This is a genomic window from Mucilaginibacter sp. (assembly GCF_964263795.1).
GTDB lineage: Bacteria > Bacteroidota > Bacteroidia > Sphingobacteriales > Sphingobacteriaceae > Mucilaginibacter.
In genome coordinates this window covers 1-22,645 of sequence record NZ_CAXVWK010000119.1, presented here as the reverse complement: position 1 = coordinate 22,645, position 22,645 = coordinate 1, and the positions used below count along the sequence as shown (strand labels likewise).

Sequence of the window (22,645 nt, the reverse complement as noted above, 5' to 3'; positions counted from 1 at the left end):
CAATGTATATTATCCCCGCAATAGATATCCTGAATAAAAAAGTTGTACGCCTGCGCGAAGGCGATTATAAGCAGGTTACCGAATACGATGTTACGCTGGAAGAAATGATTGAGCGGTACCAGAGCAATGGCACTAATTTCATTCACATCATCGACCTTAACGGCGCCAAAAACGATTTCAGCAATCAGCAATATCTATTTGATGTGATCCGTAAAACAGACATGCAGGTGCAATATGGCGGCGGCATTCGCAGTATCGATAAGGTAAAAGAACTGATAGATTCTGGCGTGCACCGCGTAATTGTAGGTACCCAGGCGCTTACCAACCCGCCTTTTTTAGAAGACCTGAGCAAAGCCATCTGCGGGCGCGATAAATGCAGCGATCAGGTGGTGATCGCAATAGACGTTTTGGATGAGGTAATCAAATATTCGGGCTGGATGGAAAGTTCGCCAATCAAGTTAATGGATTATGTTGATAAATGCCTGGCGCTGGGCTTTTTCCGTTTTTTATGTACCGATATCAATAAAGACGGCAAATTAGGCGGTGCAGGTGTCGAATTGTATGAGAAGCTTTTAGATCATTCGCCGTTCATTAAATTGATCGCATCCGGTGGTGTAAGCTCTATGAATGATATTGAGCAGCTCAGTAAAATCAAGGTAGAAGCTTGTGTAGTAGGCAAAGCGATTTACGAAAATCACATTAGCATCGAAGAGATTAAAAACTGGAATTTGGAATCGCTGATGTCAATATAAATCACGCACAAGCCCCCCAGCCCCCTAAAGGGGGAGCAGAATATCATGAGTAAAAAACTTTTTATGGGTGCAGATCATTTTGTGTTTAAAAATGCTGAGGCACTTAGATATAATCCTACCCATGCAGAACTGCTCCTTTGGGGACATTTAAAAGGCAAACAACTCGGTGTTAAATTCAGGCGGCAACATCCCTTGGGAATTTACATTGCAGATTTTTATTGTCATGAGCATAAGATTATTATTGAGTTAGACGGCAGCATCCATAATCGGTCAGACATTATAGCTAATGACATTATCAGACAACAAAATCTTGAGAAAGATGGCTTCAAAATTATCAGGTTTTCAAATCAGGATATATTTACTCGTTTAGAACAAGCATTGGAAAATATAAAATCAAACTTCAGTTCCCCCTTTAGGGGGTTAGGGGGCTCTGGCTTAACTAAAAGAATTATTCCCTGCCTTGATGTTAAAGACGGCCGTACTGTAAAGGGTGTTAACTTTGTTGACCTGCGCGATGCCGGCGACCCGGTAGAACTAGCATGGAATTATTCGCAACAAGGCGCCGATGAACTGGTGTTTTTAGATATAACTGCAACTGTTGAGAAGCGTAAAACACTGGTGGAGCTGGTAAAGTCTGTTGCCCGTCAGATCAATATCCCGTTCACTATAGGTGGTGGTATTAATGAAATTGCCGATGCTGACGCACTATTGAATGCAGGCGCCGATAAGATCTCGATTAACTCAGCCGCCGTGCGAAACCCGGCATTAATTGATGAACTGGCCAAAGCTTTCGGTGTCCAATTTGTAATTGTAGCGGTTGATACAAGGATAATTGCCGATAAAAATATTGTACACTTAAATGGTGGCCGCCTGCCAACAGATAAACAAACTTTAGATTGGATCAAAGAAGCCGAAAACCGTGGTGCCGGCGAGATTTTGCTTACTTCAATGGATCACGACGGCACAAAAGCCGGTTTTGATCAGGGTTTGCTTAAACAAGTGAACGATGCCGTAAATATTCCGGTGATCGCATCTGGCGGGGCCGGTTCGGTGCAGCATTTTGTTGATGTGTTTGAGCAAACTAATGTAGACGCTGCCCTGGCAGCATCGGTATTTCATTATGGTGAAATATTGATACCGGATTTAAAGACAGTATTAAAACAGAACAATATTGAGGTGAGGTTAACCTAACCCCTACCCTTCCCGGCAGGGAGGGCTTAATAATTTATATAGACAGTCTCTCCTGCCGGGGGAGGTTCAGAGGGGCTTATGAATATCGATTTCGACAAAACAGATGGCCTGGTGCCGGTAGTTATACAGGACGAGCAAACACTTGAGGTACTGATGCTTGGTTATATGAACCAGGAGGCATACGACAAAACCGTTCAGGATAAGATTGTTACTTTTTTTTCACGTTCTAAAAACCGCTTATGGACTAAGGGCGAAACCAGCCGGAACTACCTGCACGTGAAAAGCATGCACATTGATTGTGATAACGACACTTTGCTGATTAAAGTGAAAGCCGACGGCCCAACCTGCCACACAGGGTCGCGCAGCTGTTTTAAAACGGAATACAATCAAAACTTCATTTTGCAGCTGGAAAATATCATTACCGACAGATATGAGAATCCGCAGGAAGGATCGTACGTAAATAAACTTCGAAACAAAGGCCTTAACAAAATAGCGCAGAAAGTTGGCGAAGAAGGCGTAGAGGTAGTGATAGCAGCCCTGGCCGAAACAGAGAACGACCTCATCAACGAATCATCCGACCTGATGTTTCACCTGCTGGTACTGCTTAAAGAAAAAGGACTAAATTTGGAGCGCATTGCGAAAAATTTAGAAGAAAGACATAAATAAGTCCATAGTCAACAGTCAATAGTCCATAATTAACGGATTGGGCTTAGGTCTATGGTCTACAGACCATCGATTACATGATCACCGTACAAAAAACGGCCGAGTTAACCGGTCATAGCAATCCTATTTTCACGCTGGAGCTTTCTCAAAAACCCGGGGTATTATTTACGGGTGGCAACGATAAGGGCTTGGTGGAATGGAACCTTACCGATAACTCATTCATCAAAGTGATGTTCCCGGTGCCAACATCCATTTATGCCATTCATTGCCCGGTGGGTTATCCGTTAATGTTTGCGGGATTGCGCAGTGGGGAAGTACTATTATTTAACTTTATCGAGCAAAAGATCACTCATCGCCTTAGGCATCATGTAAAGCCTGTTTTCGATATTAAGTCATCGCCTAAAAAGGCCGAGTTGCTCATCGCATCTGAAGACGGTACCGTTTCTGTATGGAGTTTAGCTACCTTAGAATTTTTGCATAGTATAAAAGTATCTAATGACACGGTACGTTGCATAGCTGTAAGCCCCGATGAAAAACGTGTTGCATTTGGTTGCCGTGATAACCGCGTTATGGTTTATGACCTTATGGATTACAGCCCAGTAAAGGCACTTATTAGCCATACTATGGCTGTATTTGCCGTTCAGTATTCACCTACAGGCGACTATTTAGTCTCCGGCAGCAGGGATGCACAACTAAAAATCTGGGATGCTGATAATCATGAGCTGATTAAAAATATCCCTGCCCATCTATTTGCCGTCAACCATATTGCATTTCATCCCACCCTTCCCTATTTTGCTACAGCAAGCATGGATAAAAGCATAAAGCTTTGGGATGCTGCAGATTTCAAACTTCGTAAGATCATTAGTCGCGAGAAGGGTTATCCGGCCCATATCCTATCCGTAAATAAGCTGGGCTGGGCCGATGAAAAGCTTATATCTGCGGGTGACGATAAAACCGTGATGATTTGGTCATTCTCGTTCTAATTAACCATTATTTCAAATTCTGTTCATTTCATTCATTGAGTTTTTAACCGTAACAACATTTATTACCTATTCGTTTAAATAATCTACTCGCTCTTGCTCTTGTATCAAGCTGCTGAGTTAGGTTATATGAAGGGAATACTGTTTAGTTGTTTATTAGTTGCAAGTTGCCTGGTCAGTTCATTGTGTGTAGCGCAGTCGAACTACGATTGGCGCGGTAACATTAGTACCGACTGGAGCGTGGCTGCTAATTGGCGGATAAATGGAATTACAGCGACTACCCCTCCCGGTTCTTTAGATAATGTATTCATTGGCAATGCGGCGGTAGCTTTCACCAATCAGCCGTCTATACCCGCCTCTTATACAGCTTCGGTAGCTTCCGTTACTTTCGGGACGGTCAAAATTGTGGCTTTAACGGTAGATGGCCGGTTAAACATTACAAATGATCTTACTCAAAAACATAGCGGGTCTGGAGTAAGTATTTCTCCAACTATAGCCGGCCTTGGCACTATAAGCTGCAGGAATCTAATTAATGGCGATGCTACTGCGCCACCTACCCCACTTTTTGGCACAACATCGTCAACGTATGCCACCCAGTTAAAATCAACAGTGGCAAATCTGAATGTTTCTGTTAGTTTAAAAATGAACACCACAAGTTCTAACGCTATAATTTCATTTTCGCCGGTTTACTTCGTTAATAATCCTACTTTTTTCCTGGACGGCGGTAATATGTCTATCGGTACGTCAATTGCAACAACAAACAGCAACTATGTAAACGTAACTGCCAATTCGGTAACCACCAGAAATGTTGCCGAGCTTTATATCTCGGCGAATACTTCCGCAGCAACTTTGACGCTATCCGGTGCTACGCCTTTTGCCTTTGATGCTAGTGGCGCAGGCGGTGTAGATTTTTATAACTCCGGTACTTTTACGAGCACCGTTATTTATGATGGCGCTAACGACCAAACTGTTTATGGCACCAGCCAAACGCGTTTTGGGCGATCACCGGCTAATTATCAAAACATAATGTTCGCTAATACCGGCGTAAAGAATGTGCAAAGTGACAGCCTTACCGTGGCCGGCAACTGGAGCTCGGGCAATGGCAGAGTTGATGTAATTACTCAAAATCCTACTGTGGCGTTTAAGGGCGGCAACCAAACCCTAACCGACGGTAGTTCTGACGGTGGCATAGGCGTTACTTTTAAAAACGTAAGTTTTTTAGGCGGTGGTACTAAAACCATGTCGTCCGGTAAGTTTAACGTGGCTACAAACGGCATTTTGAGCCTTGCAGGCAGTTCAACGTTAAACGCCAATGGCAACCTTACTATTTTTTCGGGCAGCGCCTCGAGTGGGGCGGTTGCTGCTATCCCTGCAAACAGCAGCATTACCGGTAATGTTAATGTGCAGCGATACCTTATTGGCGGCAATACCAAGTCAGGTAATGTCTATACGGCTCGGGGCTACCGTATGCTGTCATCTCCGGTAAATATCAATGGTACCGGCGTGTTCTCATTGGGTTACATTGGTAATACAGCCCTTACCGGTGGGCCGGGTACTGGCTTTACGGTAACCAACTCAAATCCTACCATCTACCTATATCGGGAAGATGTGGTGCCCAGCAACACCACTTTTAACTCCGGCAAGCATAAAGGTATCACCAGCATTAATGCTGATAACACGGTAAACGTATCCGGCGTTACCGGATCATTACAGGTGCCGGTTGGCAATGGCTATATTTTTTACTTTGTGGGCAACACCAGCAGCCCGTCAACAAAAGCAAGCGGCACACCAACCGCCGGGCCGGAAAATACTATCATCACCGCTACTGGCAATCTAAACCAATCGGATATTGTGACCAGGCTTTGGTATACGCCGGCAGGTGCAACAGTTGCCCCTATTAATACTAAGTTATCGTACAACAGTGCCCTTGGCACATCTGCAGGCTATAATATGGTGGGGAACCCTTACCCGGCTACACTTAACCTTGCTACTGTTATTGCCAATAACGCCGCTGGTATAAGCAATAATGTTTATGTACTGGATAACGTTAATCCTGGCCAACAATACATCGTCTATAGCAGTACAGGAGGATCAAGCCCTAAAGCGACACAGTATGTGGCCAGCGGGCAGGGCTTTATTGTAAAAGCCCTTAATACCAACGCCACACTTACTTTCCGCGAAACGCAAAAAGCTACCGGCAACCAGCCGATTCCGCTTCTAATGGGTATTCCGGCCAAAGAAGCGCTTGCAACAGGGTTTTACTTAAAGCTGGAAAAGGACAGCCTGATAAACGACTATTGCGGCGTTTATTTCAGCAGCAGTTCATCATCAAAGTTTGACGATGAGGATGCAAAAGACCTTGACGGAGCGTCATCCCAGGTGTATCTATCAAGCTACAGCGAAGATGGTATACGTACCGCCGTAAATCACCTGCCCGATTACCGGCCGGGTATTAAGAATAAATTGTATGTGAATGCGACGGCAGACGGTTTGTATCAGCTTAAGATAGAAGGGATGCGCAATATTGATACGCTGTATGACGTGTGGCTTAAGGACCGCATGATCAAAGATTCGCTTAACATCAGCCGGTATGGAGCTTATAATTTCAGGATAACCCGCAGCGATACTTCCTCCTTTGGAGGAAACCGGTTCGAGATCGTTATCCGCCCCAAACCGCAGCCACAGTACCAGTTGATATCTTTTAATGCCAAGCAAGATCAAAGCAACATACAACTAAATTGGGAAGTAGCTAATGAAGGAAACTTTACCGGATTTGAAATTGAGAAACTGCAACCCGGAACTTCAGGCATGTACACTTCTGTTTACAACGTGCAAAGCAATGGTAAAAAAAATTATAGTTATACAGATACAGACCCTGTTAAAGGTGCTAACACTTACCGGTTAAAACAAAACGACATTTTAAACAAGTCCACCCTGTCCGATCCCAGAACAGTGATCATTGGAGATGCTTTGACGGGCGCGGCGGTAATGAGCATTTACCCTAACCCGGCTGCCGAACTTATCAACGTAACACTGCCGCAAACCGGTTCACCTGCATCAAGCATTGCTAAAATATACGGCTACAACGGCATACTCATCATTCAAAAAAATATACAGGGAAACAATTGGACGCAGAATGTGGGTCAATTAATGCCGGGTACCTACCTGGTAGAATTGAGTAAACCCAACGGCGAACTGATAGGCCGGTCGAAATTTATAAAGAAATAGTACCCATAACCAGAGAAGGAGATTATACCATGAAAAAGATGCTATTAGCAAACAGCGCAACACTTAAAAAAGCCGTATGGGTACTTGCAATCTGTGTATTTATTGCCATGCCGACGCGAGTATGGGCTCAGAGTGACCCGGTCTTAGATGATGATCTGGAATTGCCATGCGGGGGCGACGACCCTTATGCCACAGAATGCCCGCTTGATACATGGACATTTATACTGGTGGTTGGCGGGGTAATTTTCGGAGCAGCGTCGATATACGTAGCTCAAAAACGTGCCGACCGCGTAGCTAACATTAAGTACATGGATCCGATAACCGATATTAATAAAAGCGCCTGATGCAGCGCAGCTTGTGGGTATAACGTTTAAGATCTTCAGAGTAAATACCTTCATTTTCTATAGCATCAATTTTAACCTTCCCCGATGCATGAATAATTTGGCCGTTGCCGAGTAAAATGCCAACATGTGTTATTTTATTCTCATCTGCTCCAAAAAATGCCAGGTCGCCGTGTACAGCCTCGCTAAGCGATTCAACCGCTGTGCCGTCCTGGGCTTGTAAAGAAGCATCGCGGCGCAGGTTTTTCCCTGTAAGCCTGAATACCACTTGAGTAAAGCCCGAGCAATCTATTCCGAAATGAGTACGGCCGCCCCATAAGTACGGTGTATTAAGATATGACCGGGCAATGTTGTCCATATTGTCCGTTTCGCCAATCTCACCTACAATTTCAAATTTTTGATTGCCTACATAACTGGTAGTTCCCTCTAAAAACGCCAGTGAACTGCCTGCGGGCAAGTAGATAACAGTATTATCAACAATTTTCCATGCTTGTGTAACCGGCCTGAAAGTTAAGGGCGCCGCCGTTTGTAAAAGCCGCTTATACGCCATATGGCCCAGCATGGTAAATTGCAAACGGTCTATCCAGCCAGTGTAATTATCGATGGTTGTATTTATCTGCACCCACTTCTCCATCCACTCCGTAATCTCAAAAGTTTCGCCAAATAAAACCTGCGAGACCTGCTCACTCCTGTCGCTTGGTTCGGCCCGCATCGGAACAATAGCCAGGTTACAAATTCCGTATTCCATAATTTAGTAAAACTTAATACGTAATACCTCTTATAAAGTTTCAACAACAAAAAAGGGGATACATTAGCTGCATCCCCTTTAGTATTTTAAGTATAGCCTGTTAGCCGTTAACGTGCAGCCAATCTTTCTTGGCCAGCAGTTCTTCTTCCGTCTCACGTACATCTTCGTCATCAACACAGCAGTCTACCGGGCAAACGGCAGCACATTGCGGCTCGTCATGAAACCCGACACACTCGGTACACTTATCCGGAACAATGTAGTAAATATCGTCACTTAAAGCAGCTTGCGTTTCTTCTGCATTTAAAGTATTGCCATCACCAAAATCAATAACCCCTTTAAGATCTGTACCGTCAGAGAACCTCCATCCGGCCCCCGCATCATAAATAGCATTGTTTGGGCACTCTGGTTCACAGGCTCCGCAGTTTATGCATTCATCGGTGATTATAATCGCCATATTGTTTAAATATTCTTATTTTCTGAGTTAACTTTGCACCTTCTTTTGAGGGACTACAAATATAACAAAAAAAGCCCTTAAGGGTTTACCTGCTTAACATATATATGTCAAAATTAGATATTACAGCCGCTACGAACGTTTTTGCAGAGTTAGGTAAACAGCTTGCCGCCCCGGATAGCCAGCTAATGGATATCGTCGAGTCGGAACGGCAGCATAATGCATGGTTCACCCCTGCCAGCGTTTTAAATGCCATAATTGCAACGGGCGAAATGCTTAACGCCGCCGATCTGGAACAGTGGTTACTGCGTTATAATCTGCAAAACAACAGTATAAAAAAAGTAGGTTTGGTACTGGCCGGCAACATTCCGCTGGTTGGTTTTCATGATGTACTTTGCGTTTTACTTACCGGTAACCACGCATTGATCAAAGCTTCGTCGCAGGATGCAAGGCTGATAAAATTTGTACTGAGCAAATTGGTAGATATCGAAACCAGCTACAAAGAGCAATTTAGCTTTGTAGACCGCCTGGAAGGGTTCGACGCGATAATCGCGACCGGCAGTAATAATACTTCCAGGTACTTTGAATACTATTTTGGTAAAGTGCCCAACATCATCCGCAAAAATCGTAACAGCATTGCTTTACTAACCGGCGATGAATTTGCCGAAGAACTATTTAACTTAGGCCATGATATTTTCGACTACTATGGTTTAGGGTGCCGCAACGTATCCAAACTTTTAGTACCTGAAGGATACAATTTTAATTTCTTTTTTGAGTCGATAGAGGCTTATAACCCTATCATCAATCACCATAAGTACAATAACAATTACGATTACAATAAATCTATTTACCTGGTGAACCGCGACGAACACCTGGACAACGGTTTTTTACTGCTAAAGCAGGACACCCGCCTGGTGTCGCCGCTGGCAGTACTGTTTTATGAAACCTATAAGGATATCGATGCTGCACGTGGGATGTTGCTGGAACAAACTGAACAGCTGCAATGCGTGGTAACCGGCGCACCTATCCAACTGCCCAACCAGGTAGTAGGTTTTGGGCAAAGCCAGCACCCTAAGCTTTGGGATTATGCCGACAATATAGACACCATGGAATTCTTGTCTGCTTTAGCTTAAAGCGAATTCAGGCAATGTCCGTAAAAAAAGATAAATTTGCCATGAAAGCTTTGGCAGTTGCAGGCTTTTAGTTAACGAAAAATGTATATCATAAAAGTAAAAGGCGTTGCCAAAATACCCGATTATGTGCAGCTTAGGGACGATAAGTTCACATTGCTTGCCTATTTCAGGGTAGACAGGCCCGAAAAATCGTTAGATAAAATTGGCCTGAGCGATAAGTACGATTACATAATGAACATTGTGAAAGAACTGCCTTTTGGCAAAATATTAAAATTAGAGCTGTAAATTACATGGTAGGAAACTCTATTATAAAACTAAACAACGTTGATGTATTCCAGCAAAAGCACCTGGTACTGTCAAACGTAAACCTGCATATTGATAAAGGCGATTTTGTTTGGCTTATCGGGCAAACCGGTTCTGGTAAAAGCAGCTTGTTAAAGATCATCTACGGCGATTTGCATGTTACCAACGGCACAGGCCACGCCTGCGGATATGAATTAAGTAAGCTGGTAAGTAAAGATGTGCCCTATTTGCGCCGTAAGCTGGGCATCGTTTTTCAGGATTTTCAATTACTTACGGATAGATCTGTTGAGCAAAATCTCCAGTTTGTGTTGCGGGCTACCGGCTGGGACGATAAACAAAAGATCAGCGACCGCATCCTCGACGTTTTAGAAAAGGTTGGCCTTCGCTCTAAATTAAAAAAAATGCCGCACGAGCTTTCCGGTGGGGAGCAGCAGCGTGTGGTTGTAGCGCGTGCATTATTGAATAACCCGGAAATAATCCTGGCGGATGAACCTACCGGTAACCTTGACCCCGATACATCTGAAGAAATCGTATTGCTTCTGAAACAGATCAGCCAATCGGGTACCGCGGTATTGATCGCCACGCACGATTATCATATCATCCGCACGTTTCCATCGCGCATCATCAAGTGCGAAAATGGTAAAGTTTTAGAGGATGTGCAGATAGCCTAGTTGACGGACAGATCGATGCTAACTGCTAGCTTGGCTGCCAACTGAAACGATCATACTTATCGAAACTGCAAACTTAACCGATTAATTTACTAACTACTGCCAGCTTGTCGGGTTTAAGCCGATGGCAGGATACTTGTTTAGCATTATTTGCTATGAATTTTAATGACATGTTAAAGAAAAAAAAGAAGGAAGATTCAGAAACTCCTGAAAACACCGCTGAAATGGCAAACGAAAACGGACAGACTGACGGCCAGGAGCAAGCCATTCAAAATGAGTTTGCTGAGCTCCAGCAATCTGTAGAAGAAAAACATAAAGAAGAGCTTTCACAGGCTAATGATAAGTTTTTACGCCTGTATGCCGAGTTTGATAACTTCCGCCGCCGCACGGTTAAAGAGCGCGAGGATGCCCGCAAAACCGAGGGCAAAGATATCATTGTAGCTTTATTGCCGGTACTGGACGATTTTGAGCGTGCAGTCCGTTCAATGGAAAACGCTACCGACGTAACTTCAGTTAAAGAAGGTGTTATTTTGATTCAGAATAAGATGAAAAATATTCTGGCGCAAAAAGGACTAAAAGAGATGCAAACCATAGGCACCCCTTTTGATGCCGACTTGCATGAGGCAATTACTAACATCCCTGCACCTACCGATGATATGAAAGGTAAAGTGATGGATGAGATGGAAAAAGGCTACGAACTGAATGAAAAGGTTATCCGCTTTGCAAAAGTTATTGTAGGGGCGTAAAAATAGATTTAGCGGTATGGATGTTCAGTTTCGAATCTAAATCGAAATTTTCCATCAATCCAACATTCAGCAAATCCGAAATTGAAAATTCGAAATTCGAAATAAAAATATGGCTAAGAGAGATTATTACGATGTGCTTGGTGTGAGCAAAGGCGCTGATGCAGATGAAGTAAAAAAAGCATATCGTAAAATGGCTATCAAATATCACCCGGATAAAAACGAGGGTGATAAAGAGGCCGAAGAAAAATTTAAAGAAGCTGCAGAGGCTTATGAAGTATTAAGCTCGCCTGAGAAGCGCCAGCGCTACGATCAGTTTGGCCATGCTGCCAACGCGTCATCGCCAAACGGTGGTGGTTATGGTGGCGGCAGCATGAATATGGACGACATATTCAGCCAGTTTGGCGACATATTCGGTGGTGGCTCCCCGTTCGAAGGTTTCTTTGGTGGCGGTGGTGGCAGGCAGGGTGGCGGTGGCCGCCGTGTTGCCCGCGGCAGCAACCTGCGTATAAAGGTTAGGTTGACCATTGAAGAAATTGCCAATGGCGCCGAAAAGAAAATAAAGGTTAACAAACAGATCCTTTGTAAAACCTGCGATGGTACCGGTGCTAAGGATAAATCGTCGTTCTCTACCTGTAAAACCTGTGGTGGCCAGGGTAGTGTGCGCAGGGTTACCAATACGATATTGGGCCAGATGCAAACCACCAGCACGTGCCCTACCTGTAACGGCGAAGGATCGACCATTACGGCTAAGTGTAACGTTTGCCATGGCGAGGGTGTTACCCGCGGCGAAGAAACAATTACCATTAACGTACCTGCAGGTGTAAGCGAAGGCATGCAGCTAAGCATGAGCGGCAAAGGGAATGCGGCCCCACGCGGTGGCGTGCCCGGCGATCTGATCATCCTGATTGAAGAAGTGCCGCATGAAACTTTAAAACGCGACGGCAATAATGTTATTTATGACCTGCATGTAAACTTTGTTGATGCAGCCTTGGGTACCAGCGTTGAAGTACCAACCATTGATGGTAAAGCCAAGATAAAGATTGAGCCGGGCACACAAGGCGGTAAAATATTGCGCTTAAAAGGCAAAGGTGTACCGGAAGTAAACTCTTACCACCGCGGCGACCAGCTGATCCACATTAATATTTGGACACCAAAGGCGCTTAGCCGTGAAGAACGCGATATATTAGAAAAACTACAGAGCTCCCCTAACTTTAAACCCAACCCGGGCAAAAACGAAAAAAGTTTCTTTGAACGGATGAAGGAATATTTTGAGTAAGAGGTAGTTCGAAGTTGGATGACCGACAGTCCGAAAGATAAATGGTAAGCTCGAAGTCGTTATGATTTCGGGCTTCTTTTTTTAACAACAATACGTCCCGAACTTCAAAAGAGACTTAACCCATAGTCCGCAATATTCTCAATAAGAATATTGTAACAAAATATCAGCTTGCATATCTAAATCAAAAACTAAACCCTGATATGCTAAGCATTCGCAACATTGTTAAACAATACGCCGGTCACCGCGCGTTAAGCGATGTAAGTTTAGAAGTTGAAAAAGGCCAGATCTATGGCTTGCTTGGCCCAAATGGTGCCGGTAAAACTTCACTCATCCGTATTATTAATCAAATTACTGCGCCTGACAGTGGCGAAGTGTACTTTAACGGCCAAAAGCTTAATCAAAGCCACATCGAACGCATCGGCTATCTGCCCGAAGAGCGTGGCCTTTACAAAAAAATGGAGATCGGCGAGCAAATGATCTACCTCGCCCGCCTTAAGGGACTGAGCCGCGCCGACGCTACCACACGCCTTAAGTTTTGGTTTGACAAACTAGGTATGGAAACCTGGTGGAAAAAAAAGATAGAAGAACTATCAAAAGGGATGCAGCAAAAAGCGCAATTTGTAGCTACGGTATTGCATGAACCTGATCTGATCATCCTTGATGAGCCTTTTAGCGGTTTTGACCCGGTAAATGCAGAGATCATTAAAGACGAGATCCTCGAATTAAATAAAAACGGTGCTACCATCCTGTTCAGTACCCATCGTATGGAATCGGTAGAAGAGCTTTGCGATGCCATTGCGCTCATCAACAAATCGCATAAAATACTGGACGGGAAAGTTAAAGCTATCCGCAATTCGTACCGTAGCGAAACTTACCTGGTAGAGTACGCCGGCGAAAAGCTAAGTTTTGACGGCGCGCAACCATTTACCGTGGTACAGGAAATGGTAAGCGAGGAAAATAACCACACCATCCGCATAAAGCTGAACGGCCAAAGTAATTCTAACGATGTACTGCAGTACCTTATCCCAAAGGCACGTATCAATATGCTGCAGGAAGTTATCCCAAGCATGCATGAAATTTTTATCGAAAAAGTAAACCAAAAAGCCTAAACCATGAATAAAGTATTACTAATTATACAGCGCGAGTACATTACCCGTGTACGCAAAAAAGCGTTTATCGTGATGATATTTGTGGTGCCCCTATTGATACTGGGCATGTCGGCAGTGGTTGGTTATGTGGCTAAAAGCAACCAGGAGCTTAGTACCGAGCAGGTGGTAAATGTAATTGACGAGAGCAAGGTGTTTGCCGGTAAATTCCACAGTGGTAAAAACATCAAATATGAATCGGGCAACCAAAACTTAGCGGAAGCAAAAAAGGAATTAAATAAGAATGAGGACTTATCCATCCTGCTTATCCCGGCCGGTTATGCTAAAAAAGATGTGGTGCAGATCCTTTCGAAAAAGAAGCCATCTTTTAAATTGACCAACGAAGTAGAGAAGCAAATGAACGCTATTGCATCTGCCGAAAGCATGGTGGCCCACCATATCGATACGGCTTTTTTAAATGCTCTTAACAAAAATAAGATATCTATCAGCGCGATGGAGGTTACCGAAACCGGCGTTAAAGATGCCAACGTAGGCACCAATATGGGTATAGGTATTGCCTGCGCCATATTCATTTATATGGCGCTGTTCATTTACGGCGCGCAGGTAATGCGTGGTGTGATAGAAGAGAAAACCAGTCGTATAATAGAGGTGGTGATCTCCTCTGTAAAACCATTCCAGCTGATGCTGGGTAAGATCATCGGCGTGGGTTTAGTGGGGCTAACCCAGTTTGGCGCATGGATCATCCTGTCTATTATTTCTACCAAAATAGCAGGGCAAGCCTTCGCAGGCCCGGGCGGCGCCATGACCGGAATGCTCGGCGTACTGGCCACTATCCCATTCGGATATATTCTGGGTTGCTTTCTGTTTTACTTTTTAACCGGTTACTTATTGTACAGCGCATTGTTTGCTGCGGTAGGCTCGGCAGTTGATAGTGAAACTGAAACTCAACAGTTTATGTTCCCGATAACATTGCCGTTGCTATTCACCTATATATTGTCGGTATCGGTGCTGTTTCAGGCTCCGGACAGTCCACTGGCTGTTTGGTTATCTATCATCCCATTCACCGCGCCGGTAGCTATGATGGTGCGCATCCCTTTTGGTGGTGTGGCACCGTGGCAGCTGGCACTGTCTATGGGGCTGATGGTCATCGGATTTTTGTTCACAACTTACGTTGCGGCGCGCATTTACCGGGTGGGTGTTTTAATGTACGGCAAAAAAGCAAGCTTTAAAGAACTGGCTAAATGGTTCTTTTACAAAGAGTAAACCGTAAACCCTATCATAATTTTAAAATCCCTTACAAAGGCCAAAACCTTTGAAGGGATTTTTTACTTTAGTAACCATGCAAAATGAAAATATGCCCGGCAAAAATAAACGTGTTGCCGTGATGGACCTGGGTACAAATACTTTTCATTTATTAATAGCAGAAGGCACTGCCGGTAACTTTACCGAAGTGCTGCACCTGCATGAAGGGGTTAAGCTTGGCGAAGGCGGAATTAACCAGGGCTTTATACAGCCCGAAGCTTTTGAGCGCGGGGTGGCCACCATGCAGCGCTTTCGAGACCATATCCTTGATCATCATGTTACCCAGGTTAGGGCAATAGGTACATCTGCCTTGCGTAACGCTGAAAACGGTAAAGAATTTATTGAAGCAGTGAACGATAAGGCTGGGATCAGCATAGAATTGATCAGCGGCGAACAGGAAGCTGCTTATATTTTTAGCGGCATCGAAGCCAGCGGCTGCCTGACAGATAAAAATGTACTGGTGATGGATATTGGTGGCGGTAGTGTAGAATTCATTATAGGCAACGAAAACGAAGTGTTATGGAAACAAAGTTTTGAAATAGGTGCGGCAAGGCTGATGGACAAATTCCATAAGGTTGACCCTATACCGGTAATATCTATCAAAGCAATGACCAGCTACCTTAACGGGCAGTTGAACGACTTATTCACCGCTGCGCTTAAATACCGTCCCCGCACGCTTATCGGCTCTTCGGGAGCTTTCGAAAGTTTTGAAGAAGTGATTGAACTGGAAAAGGGTCGCAGGTTCGACCTGAAACAAATTAAAGCCTACGAATTTGACACCGATGACCTGCTTGACCTTATTGAACGGCTGGCAAAATCAAATCATGCCCAACGAGCGGCCATTAAAGGCATCATCCCCGTACGGGTAGATATGATCGTAGTAGCCAGTTTGCTCACCATCTACATTATGCAGAAAATTGGCCTTGCCGATGTGACCATGAGTACCTACTCGCTTAAGGAAGGCGTACTGGCTCAGATGCTGGGTTAAATTTTGCAGCCTCTGCGCTTTGGATCTATGGCATCCTTTGTATATTGCGATCTCTTAGCCCACTGCATGAAAATTTACACCATTACCATCCTGCTCTTATTATCGGCTTGCTTTTCCTACGCGCAAAAGAAAAATACCAACGATACTATTGCCAGCAATTACCAGCCATCACTGTTGTTTGCCCCAATAAACTTTACCAAAAATGGCGACGAAATGCACTCACCTAATGGTAATCCCGGACCCAGGTACTGGCAAAACAGGGCAGATTATCAATTGAACATTACGCTTGATACGGTTGCAAAAACCATCAGCGGTACAGATAATATTACCTACACCAACAATAGCCCGGATGCCCTGCAATATCTTTGGCTGCACCTGGATCAAAATACTTATAAAAAAGATGCGAGATCTAACTTTGTGACAGGTACACAGCCAACTCAGCACACCAACGGTTATAGTATCGAGTCGGTAGGCATTGCTGTAAATGGCAAGGTAACCCCGGTAAATTATACTGTCACTGATACCCGCATGCAGGTACGTATGCCGTTAGCGCTGGCAGGCAAAGGCGCTAAGGTAAACCTCGTTATCAAATATCATTACACCATCCCCGGTAACTTTGGAAACCGAACTACCTTTTCAGATACCAAAAATGGCAAGATCTACGAGATAGCCCAATTTTATCCCCGCATGTGCGTTTATGACGATGCACGCGGATGGGATACCGCACCTTTTTTAGGCAGCGGTGAATTTTACCTCGAATACGGCGACATTGATTACCGGATTACCCTGCCCGCTGATATGATCGTAGCCGGATCAGGTGAGTTGATGAACCCTGCGGATGTATTGACCGCTAAACAGCTTACCCGGCTGGAAGCCGCACGCAACAGCGACAAAACTGTAATGATCCGCACCGCGGCCGAGGTAACGGACCCGGCATCCCGACCGGGAAAAAAAGGCAACCTTACCTGGCACTTCCGTATGCTGAACACACGAGACGTGGCCTTCGGCGCGTCTAAGGCTTACATTTGGGATGCAGCCCGGGTTAACTTGCCCACCGGTAAAAAGTGCATGGCCATGTCGGTTTACCCGGTAGAAAGTGCCGGCAACGATGCCTGGGGCAGGGCAACGGAATATCTGAAGGGCTCCATCGAATATTTTTCGTCTAAATGGTTCGAATACCCTTACCCCGTTGCAGTGAACGAAGCGGGTATTGCCGGCGGTATGGAATACCCGGGCATTGTCTTCGACGGGATAACTGATAAGGGCAAAGACCTGTTTTGGGTAACCGCGCATGAAATTGGCCACAACTGGTTCCCGATGATAGTAGGCAGCGACGAACGACGCTTTGCCTGGATGGACGAAGGCTTCAATACCTTTATTGATGTATACGCATCTGATGTGTTTAACAAGGGCGAGTATGCTCCTAAACGCGACAGTGAATACGCTGAGCAAGGCGGCAACCCGGCAGACGAGATCATTCCCTTCATCAGTGACCCTAACGCACCTACCATCATGACCAAGCCCGATGCCATTGCCGAAAAATACCGCCATCCGTTCACTTATTTTAAGCCCGCGTTCGGATTGATCTTACTGCGGGAGCAGATCCTCGGCAAGGACAGGTTTGATTATGCCTTTAAAAACTATATCAACAAGTGGGCTTATAAACATCCTCAGCCGGATGACTTTTTCAGGGCTATGGAAAATGGCGCGGGCGAAGACTTAAGCTGGTTTTGGCGTGGCTGGTATTACAACAATTACAACCTGGATATTGCACTGACAGATGCCCGGTATGTAAGTAAGGACCATAGCAAAGGCGTACAAATAACTATTTCTAATAAAGATATAATGGCCATGCCGTTTACTGTTGAAGCGCGATTTAAAAATGGCACAAAGCAGCGCACCTACTTCCCTGTAGAAACCTGGCTGCAAAATAAAATAACCATATATGTGTTGCCAACCACACAGGATGTGGAAAGCGTTGTTATCGACCCGGACAACGCGCTACCGGATGTGAACCGAAAGAATAATATGAAGAAGCTTTAATGGAAGAGAAGTCAATAAAATTGTCATCGCGAGAGATATCGAAGCAATTGGGTCTCCAATACTGCCTGTTTACTTTTAACACGATTACCACATCACCGTTAATCGTTAGGAACGACAGTTTTCCGATTACTGTACTACCTTTTCAGCCTTACCAGCTGCTGGTAAACTTTTTCGGTAGGCAGTCCAACCACATTAGTGTATGACCCGTTAATGCGCTCGATGCCGATAAGGCCAATTCGCTGCTGGATGCCGTAGGAGCCGGCTTTATCCATGGGTTGATATTCTTCCACATAACTGCTAATCTCGTAATCCGTCAGCTTACGGAAAAACACTTCGCTCCTGTCGTAAAATTTATTGTATTCGCCGTTGTACAGTAAACATACACCGGTGTAAACTTCATGTACCTTTCCGGATAAGCGCTGCAGCATTTCTACCGCGTGCTGTTCAGACTCCGGCTTGCCTAAGATCAATCCGTCGATAGCTACAATCGTATCTGCTGTTAAAACAACTTCGTCGGTAACGTCTTCGTCAAAAGCTTCAGCCTTTTTCAAAGCAATATATAAGGCAATTTCTGCAGGTGTTAAACCATCAGGATAACTTTCGTCCACCTCTTTTAAAACCACCCGAAAATCAATATCCATCAAGCGCAACAACTCCTGCCTGCGTGGTGATTTGGATGCGAGAATAATTTGAGGAAAGCTACTCATGTCGGGTTTTGACTTTTTACTTTAAACTTTTGATATGCATTTACCAGCTATAAGCTTCGGCTGACATCCATTTGCCCTGGATCTTCATTACCTTTTCAATAATGTCGCGGGCGCAGCCTTTACCACCGGCAAACGGCGATACATAAGTACAAATGGATTTGATCTCTTCCGCAGCATCAGCAGGGCAAACAGGCAGCCCCACCAGCTTCATCACCCCAAGATCGGGGATATCATCGGCCATATATAGGATGTTGCCGGGATTAATGCTCTTTTCTTCGATGTAGATCTTAAAACGTTCGGTTTTGGTATGGGCGCCCATGTAAACATCAGTAACCCCCAAACTATTCAGCCGGAACAAGGCGCTTTTTGAACGGCTGCCAGATATTGCTGCAACATTATAACCGCACTTAACAGCCAGCTGCAACGCATAACCATCCTTTATATTGAATGCACGGCTTTGTACCCCATCCTCGGTCACAAATATCGACCCATCCGTCAGCACGCCATCCACATCAAAAATAAACGTGGTAATATCTTTAAGCTTATTTAAAAAAGATTCCATGGAATTTATATACACCGATAAGGACTTGATTTAACCGATTTCATAGCATCTGCAAATTAAATTTGCACTTCAGCACATCGAAACTATTTGTTATCCCGCCATTCGTAAACCCAGGCGCTCTGGATCTGCTCCAGGTGCCCTTCATTAGCCTCTTCGCGGGTACCGGCAAAATTGGGCAGGCTTAGTACCCACTCCAGCAATTCGGTAAAGCGAATGCGGTATATTTTCGATTCACCAAAATCGTCGCCAAACTTTTCGTACAGGCTCATGGCAATATCTTCGTAATCATTCCAGTGTATTGGAAGCGCGAATTTCTGATCGTTCATCGTATGTGGTACGTTACACGTAAAAAGTTATACGTCTCTATTATAATTACTATTGAAAAACGTAGAACGTAAAACGTCGTACGTAAAGCCTATTGTTAGTGTCCCATAAAAGACGACTGATCGGGCAGGGTAACTTCAATGTCACCATCAATCACTACACACTGGCAACCCAGGCGCGATGTAATGCGGGGGTTTACGGCCCTGTCAATAAAGTCTTCTTCTTTGTCAGATATCTCCTGGATGTTGTCCATCCCCTTGTTAACATATACATGGCAGGTGCTGCATCCGCAAACGCCGCCGCAATTATGCTGTAGTTCAATGCCGTTCTCCAGGCAAACGTCCAAAACAGATTCCCCCTCGGCAATAGCCAGTTCCACGGTTTCGTGGTCGGCTTCCTCAAAGTTTATCGTTACTTTAAAAATATTCATTTTGGCAAAAGTAACAAAATTACTTATCCCCGCCTGCCTTGTTATGGTTTTTGATAATATCCTGACTTAACATTTCGTAGATAGCTTGCAACCGGGGTTCGTCTTCAAGCATTTGCAGGTGTCTTGCCATCGTTTGCACATCGTTACGTACAGCCGGGCCGGTTTGCACATCAACCGGTGAGTGGGCTTTTACTTTGTCGGCAGTTTCGGCAATAAGCGGGCGCAGCATGTCAAAACTCAATTCACTACCGGCCAGTAGTTGTTGCGATACGCTATATAAATGGTTGGTAAAGTTGCAGGCAAACACTGCTGCCAGGTGCAGTACCTTGCGCTGGTCAGAATTGATGCGGTAAACATTGTTGCTGACGCTGCGGGCAAGTTCTTCCAATTGTTTGGTGATGCTGTCATCCGCCCCTTCGATACAAAGCGGCACCGACCTAAAGTCAAGTTCTTTGGTTTTACTGAAGGTTTGCAGCGGGTAAAACACACCTGCGTTATCCGTAAAATGGCGGATGGCTTCTAAATGTACCGCGCCTGATGTATGTACAACAAGTTTATTGAATTGGGCCAGCCCGGATGCGACAGCAGCGATGGCGTCATCCTTTGCTGATATGATAAAGATATCGGTATCGGCATTAATATCGGCAAGGTCGTCAATGGCTTCCGCACCAACATGGTAGGCAAGCAGCGCTGCATTGTGCATAGTGGGGCTGCAGATCTGCACCAGGCGGTGCCCGGCATTTTTAAAAGCCGCGGCCAGGTGTGTGGCTACATTGCCCGAGCCAATAATAGTGATACGCATAATGTGTTTATCTTTACAGGTGCTAAATTAAATATTTCGCTTACTTTTATTTTTTAAACCGCTTAACATTTTTCTTGCCCCAAAATGAAGTTTTTAAAAAACCTGCTGATCACGGGGATTGTCCTGGTAATTTTTGCAGCCGCTGCCCTTGCCATTGTTTACTTTGTTAAGAATAAAGAGAAAAAGGAAATTACCCCCCAGGTAAGAAAATCTGTCACTACAGGTTCATTTATAACCCTTTCGCTTGGGCAAACACACTATGAGTTAGACGGGCAGGATACCGGCAAAGTGGTTGTACTACTACATGGCTTCAGCGTGCCTTATTATATATGGGACGGCACTTTTGAATACCTGGTAGAGAACGGCTTTAAAGTTTTACGCTACGATATGTATGGACGGGGCTATAGCGACAGGCCGGATGTACTGTACAACAAAAAATTGTATGAGGACCAGTTGATCGAACTGATAGAACAACTGCACCTTAAAAAGCCGGTAAACCTGGTGGGTGTATCATTTGGCGGTACATTGGCGACAGATTTTACGGTAGATAACCCCGGGATGGTTGATAAGGTAGTGTTGATCGATCCCGGTTATTCGCGCACCAAAACGCGTGTGCCGCAGTTTATACCTGAGTTTAAGGAAGCGATAACCGCCGATAGCAGGGCCAATAGCCAGATAAACGATTTTATTTATGCCGACCTGCATCCGGAATGGATCAGCCGCTATCTTCCGCAAATGGAGTATAAGGGTTTCAGGCACGCGCTGGTATCTACCAATTACAATTATCACTACAATGGCCGCGAAAGCAGCGCTGCCCTTAACGCTACTCATAAGCCGGTGTTATTGGTATGGGGCAAGGAAGACCAAACCGTACCCTTCAAATACAGCGACTCTATACGCAGCGTTTTAAAGACTCAGTTTTTACCTATCGAGGATGCGGCCCACCTGCCTCACCTGGAAAAGCCGGAGATAGTTAACCCGGCCATCGTAACATTTGTAAGAAAGTAGCATCTAAACCATACATCAAAACAAACCAACATGGATATTTCACTCATCACCACCGGTAATGATCTGCAGGGTTATAAAGTAGTTAAGCACTTAGGCGTAATTCGTGGCATAACCGTACGCAGCCGCAGTGTTGTAGGCAATTTTGCAGGTGGCATACAGTCGCTTTTTGGCGGCAGGCTATCTGTTTATGTGGAGCTATGCGAAAACGCCCGCCAGGAGGCCTACCACCTTATGATCCAGCATGCGCAGGCTATCGGTGCCAATGCCATTATAGGTATGCGTTATGACGCAAACGAAGTAATGCAAGGTATTACTGAAGTACTGGCTTATGGCACCGCGGTTGTTGTTGAGAAAGTAGCAGAGTAAATAAATAATAAAAGTGTCATTGCGGGCGATAGCGCGGCAATCTCACCGAATGCAAAGCGGTTATGCATTGGCGACGAGATTGCCGCGTCGCTGCGCTTCTCGCAATGACATGGTTTTGCAAAAGGAACTTCCAATACTTTCATCCTTTCGCCTCCAAATAATCTACACTATATTTGCCCTATAAACCCATGCATCTATGCAAGTAATTAAGCAATATATAGACGATAATAAACAGCGCCTGCTCGACGAGTTATTCGAACTGCTGCGTTTCCCATCAGTTAGTGCCGACCCAAAATATAAACCGGACGTTTTAAATGCTGCCAATTACGTAGCCAAAAAATTAACCGACGCCGGTGCCGATAATGTTGAAGTTTGCCAAACGGCAGGCTACCCTATTGTGTACGGCGAAAAGGTCATCGACCCAGCCTTACCTACCGTATTAACTTACGGCCACTATGATGTGCAACCACCAGACCCTTTAGAGCTTTGGAAAACGCCGCCCTTTGAACCAACCGTTCGCGATGGTA

At 44.8% G+C, this 22,645-nt stretch carries 24 protein-coding genes and 2 pseudogenes; 19 read left to right on the top strand and 7 right to left on the bottom strand.

Annotated elements, in window-relative coordinates; genetic code table 11:
- The first annotated feature begins 2 nt into the window (after positions 1-2).
- The 7 genes and pseudogenes from ACE5CV_RS18770 to ACE5CV_RS18740 all read left to right on the top strand — a co-directional run bounded on the left by ACE5CV_RS18770 (position 3) and on the right by ACE5CV_RS18740 (position 7,158).
- Positions 3-752: a HisA/HisF-related TIM barrel protein gene (locus ACE5CV_RS18770; RefSeq protein WP_374951734.1), complete on the top strand. Its 750-nt coding sequence runs from the start codon at positions 3-5 to the stop codon at positions 750-752.
- A gap of 45 nt (positions 753-797) precedes the next feature.
- A pseudogene (locus tag ACE5CV_RS18765) lies at positions 798-1,088 on the top strand (endonuclease domain-containing protein); the annotation flags it as partial.
- 51 nt (positions 1,089-1,139) lie between these two features.
- Positions 1,140-1,943, top strand: coding sequence for an imidazole glycerol phosphate synthase subunit HisF (hisF, locus tag ACE5CV_RS18760; protein ID WP_374951760.1), 804 nt, complete (start codon positions 1,140-1,142; stop codon positions 1,941-1,943).
- A 78-nt stretch (positions 1,944-2,021) separates the two neighbouring features.
- Entirely contained in the window at positions 2,022-2,609 is a 588-nt protein-coding gene (gene hisIE, locus ACE5CV_RS18755) for a bifunctional phosphoribosyl-AMP cyclohydrolase/phosphoribosyl-ATP diphosphatase HisIE (protein WP_374951733.1), read from the top strand.
- A gap of 74 nt (positions 2,610-2,683) precedes the next feature.
- Complete coding sequence (locus ACE5CV_RS18750) at positions 2,684-3,589, top strand: WD40 repeat domain-containing protein (protein WP_374951732.1); 906 nt, start codon at positions 2,684-2,686, stop codon at positions 3,587-3,589.
- A 126-nt stretch (positions 3,590-3,715) separates the two neighbouring features.
- Entirely contained in the window at positions 3,716-6,814 is a 3,099-nt protein-coding gene (locus tag ACE5CV_RS18745) for a T9SS type A sorting domain-containing protein (protein ID WP_374951731.1), read from the top strand.
- 29 nt (positions 6,815-6,843) lie between these two features.
- Entirely contained in the window at positions 6,844-7,158 is a 315-nt protein-coding gene (locus tag ACE5CV_RS18740; protein WP_374951730.1) for a hypothetical protein, read from the top strand.
- Here ACE5CV_RS18740 and ACE5CV_RS18735 read toward each other — a convergent pair.
- Together ACE5CV_RS18735 and ACE5CV_RS18730 are read right to left on the bottom strand one after the other, a co-directional pair.
- Complete coding sequence (locus tag ACE5CV_RS18735) at positions 7,142-7,903, bottom strand: C40 family peptidase (RefSeq protein WP_374951729.1); 762 nt, start codon at positions 7,901-7,903, stop codon at positions 7,142-7,144. The genes ACE5CV_RS18740 and ACE5CV_RS18735 overlap by 17 nt on opposite strands.
- A gap of 100 nt (positions 7,904-8,003) precedes the next feature.
- The gene (locus ACE5CV_RS18730; RefSeq protein ID WP_374951728.1) at positions 8,004-8,357 is read right to left on the bottom strand and encodes a 4Fe-4S dicluster domain-containing protein; all 354 of its coding nucleotides are present in this window, start codon (positions 8,355-8,357) and stop codon (positions 8,004-8,006) included.
- Between the two features lie 104 nt (positions 8,358-8,461).
- On the opposite strand from ACE5CV_RS18730, the gene ACE5CV_RS18725 reads away from it, so the two are divergent.
- From ACE5CV_RS18725 to ACE5CV_RS18685, 9 genes are all read left to right on the top strand, one after another.
- Complete coding sequence (locus tag ACE5CV_RS18725; protein ID WP_374951727.1) at positions 8,462-9,487, top strand: acyl-CoA reductase; 1,026 nt, start codon at positions 8,462-8,464, stop codon at positions 9,485-9,487.
- A gap of 81 nt (positions 9,488-9,568) precedes the next feature.
- Positions 9,569-9,772: a fructose-6-phosphate aldolase gene (locus ACE5CV_RS18720; protein ID WP_374951726.1), complete on the top strand. Its 204-nt coding sequence runs from the start codon at positions 9,569-9,571 to the stop codon at positions 9,770-9,772.
- 5 nt (positions 9,773-9,777) lie between these two features.
- Entirely contained in the window at positions 9,778-10,461 is a 684-nt protein-coding gene (locus ACE5CV_RS18715; protein WP_374951725.1) for a cell division ATP-binding protein FtsE, read from the top strand.
- A gap of 167 nt (positions 10,462-10,628) precedes the next feature.
- Positions 10,629-11,204, top strand: coding sequence for a nucleotide exchange factor GrpE (locus ACE5CV_RS18710; protein ID WP_374951724.1), 576 nt, complete (start codon positions 10,629-10,631; stop codon positions 11,202-11,204).
- A 109-nt stretch (positions 11,205-11,313) separates the two neighbouring features.
- Entirely contained in the window at positions 11,314-12,480 is a 1,167-nt protein-coding gene (dnaJ, locus tag ACE5CV_RS18705; protein WP_374951723.1) for a molecular chaperone DnaJ, read from the top strand.
- 200 nt (positions 12,481-12,680) lie between these two features.
- Positions 12,681-13,589 carry an ABC transporter ATP-binding protein gene (locus tag ACE5CV_RS18700; protein ID WP_374951722.1) on the top strand — a complete coding sequence of 303 codons (909 nt, stop codon included), beginning with the start codon at positions 12,681-12,683 and terminating at the stop codon, positions 13,587-13,589.
- A gap of 3 nt (positions 13,590-13,592) precedes the next feature.
- Entirely contained in the window at positions 13,593-14,849 is a 1,257-nt protein-coding gene (locus tag ACE5CV_RS18695) for an ABC transporter permease (RefSeq protein WP_374951721.1), read from the top strand.
- Positions 14,850-14,925: 76 nt separating this feature from the next.
- A complete protein-coding gene (locus ACE5CV_RS18690; RefSeq protein ID WP_374951720.1) occupies positions 14,926-15,876 on the top strand; it encodes an exopolyphosphatase in 951 nt (316 codons plus the stop codon).
- A 66-nt stretch (positions 15,877-15,942) separates the two neighbouring features.
- Complete coding sequence (locus ACE5CV_RS18685) at positions 15,943-17,919, top strand: M1 family metallopeptidase (protein WP_374951719.1); 1,977 nt, start codon at positions 15,943-15,945, stop codon at positions 17,917-17,919.
- Positions 17,920-18,053: 134 nt separating this feature from the next.
- Here the strand turns inward: ACE5CV_RS18685 and ACE5CV_RS18680 are convergent, their stop codons facing one another.
- From ACE5CV_RS18680 to ACE5CV_RS18660, 5 genes are all read right to left on the bottom strand, one after another.
- Positions 18,054-18,626, bottom strand: coding sequence for a Maf family protein (locus ACE5CV_RS18680; protein ID WP_374951718.1), 573 nt, complete (start codon positions 18,624-18,626; stop codon positions 18,054-18,056).
- A gap of 40 nt (positions 18,627-18,666) precedes the next feature.
- Positions 18,667-19,188 carry a KdsC family phosphatase gene (locus ACE5CV_RS18675; RefSeq protein ID WP_374951717.1) on the bottom strand — a complete coding sequence of 174 codons (522 nt, stop codon included), beginning with the start codon at positions 19,186-19,188 and terminating at the stop codon, positions 18,667-18,669.
- An 83-nt stretch (positions 19,189-19,271) separates the two neighbouring features.
- The gene (iscX, locus tag ACE5CV_RS18670; RefSeq protein ID WP_374951716.1) at positions 19,272-19,514 is read right to left on the bottom strand and encodes a Fe-S cluster assembly protein IscX; all 243 of its coding nucleotides are present in this window, start codon (positions 19,512-19,514) and stop codon (positions 19,272-19,274) included.
- Between the two features lie 95 nt (positions 19,515-19,609).
- On the bottom strand, positions 19,610-19,942 hold the full coding sequence (locus ACE5CV_RS18665; protein ID WP_374951715.1) for a 2Fe-2S iron-sulfur cluster-binding protein: 333 nt from the start codon (positions 19,940-19,942) through the stop codon (positions 19,610-19,612).
- 19 nt (positions 19,943-19,961) lie between these two features.
- Complete coding sequence (locus ACE5CV_RS18660) at positions 19,962-20,744, bottom strand: Rossmann-like and DUF2520 domain-containing protein (RefSeq protein ID WP_374951714.1); 783 nt, start codon at positions 20,742-20,744, stop codon at positions 19,962-19,964.
- Positions 20,745-20,828: 84 nt separating this feature from the next.
- On the opposite strand from ACE5CV_RS18660, the gene ACE5CV_RS18655 reads away from it, so the two are divergent.
- The 3 genes and pseudogenes from ACE5CV_RS18655 to ACE5CV_RS18645 all read left to right on the top strand — a co-directional run.
- A complete protein-coding gene (locus ACE5CV_RS18655) occupies positions 20,829-21,752 on the top strand; it encodes an alpha/beta fold hydrolase (protein ID WP_374951713.1) in 924 nt (307 codons plus the stop codon).
- Between the two features lie 30 nt (positions 21,753-21,782).
- Positions 21,783-22,118, top strand: coding sequence for a YbjQ family protein (locus ACE5CV_RS18650; protein WP_374951712.1), 336 nt, complete (start codon positions 21,783-21,785; stop codon positions 22,116-22,118).
- A 196-nt stretch (positions 22,119-22,314) separates the two neighbouring features.
- Positions 22,315-22,645: pseudogene (locus ACE5CV_RS18645) on the top strand (peptidase dimerization domain protein); the annotation flags it as partial.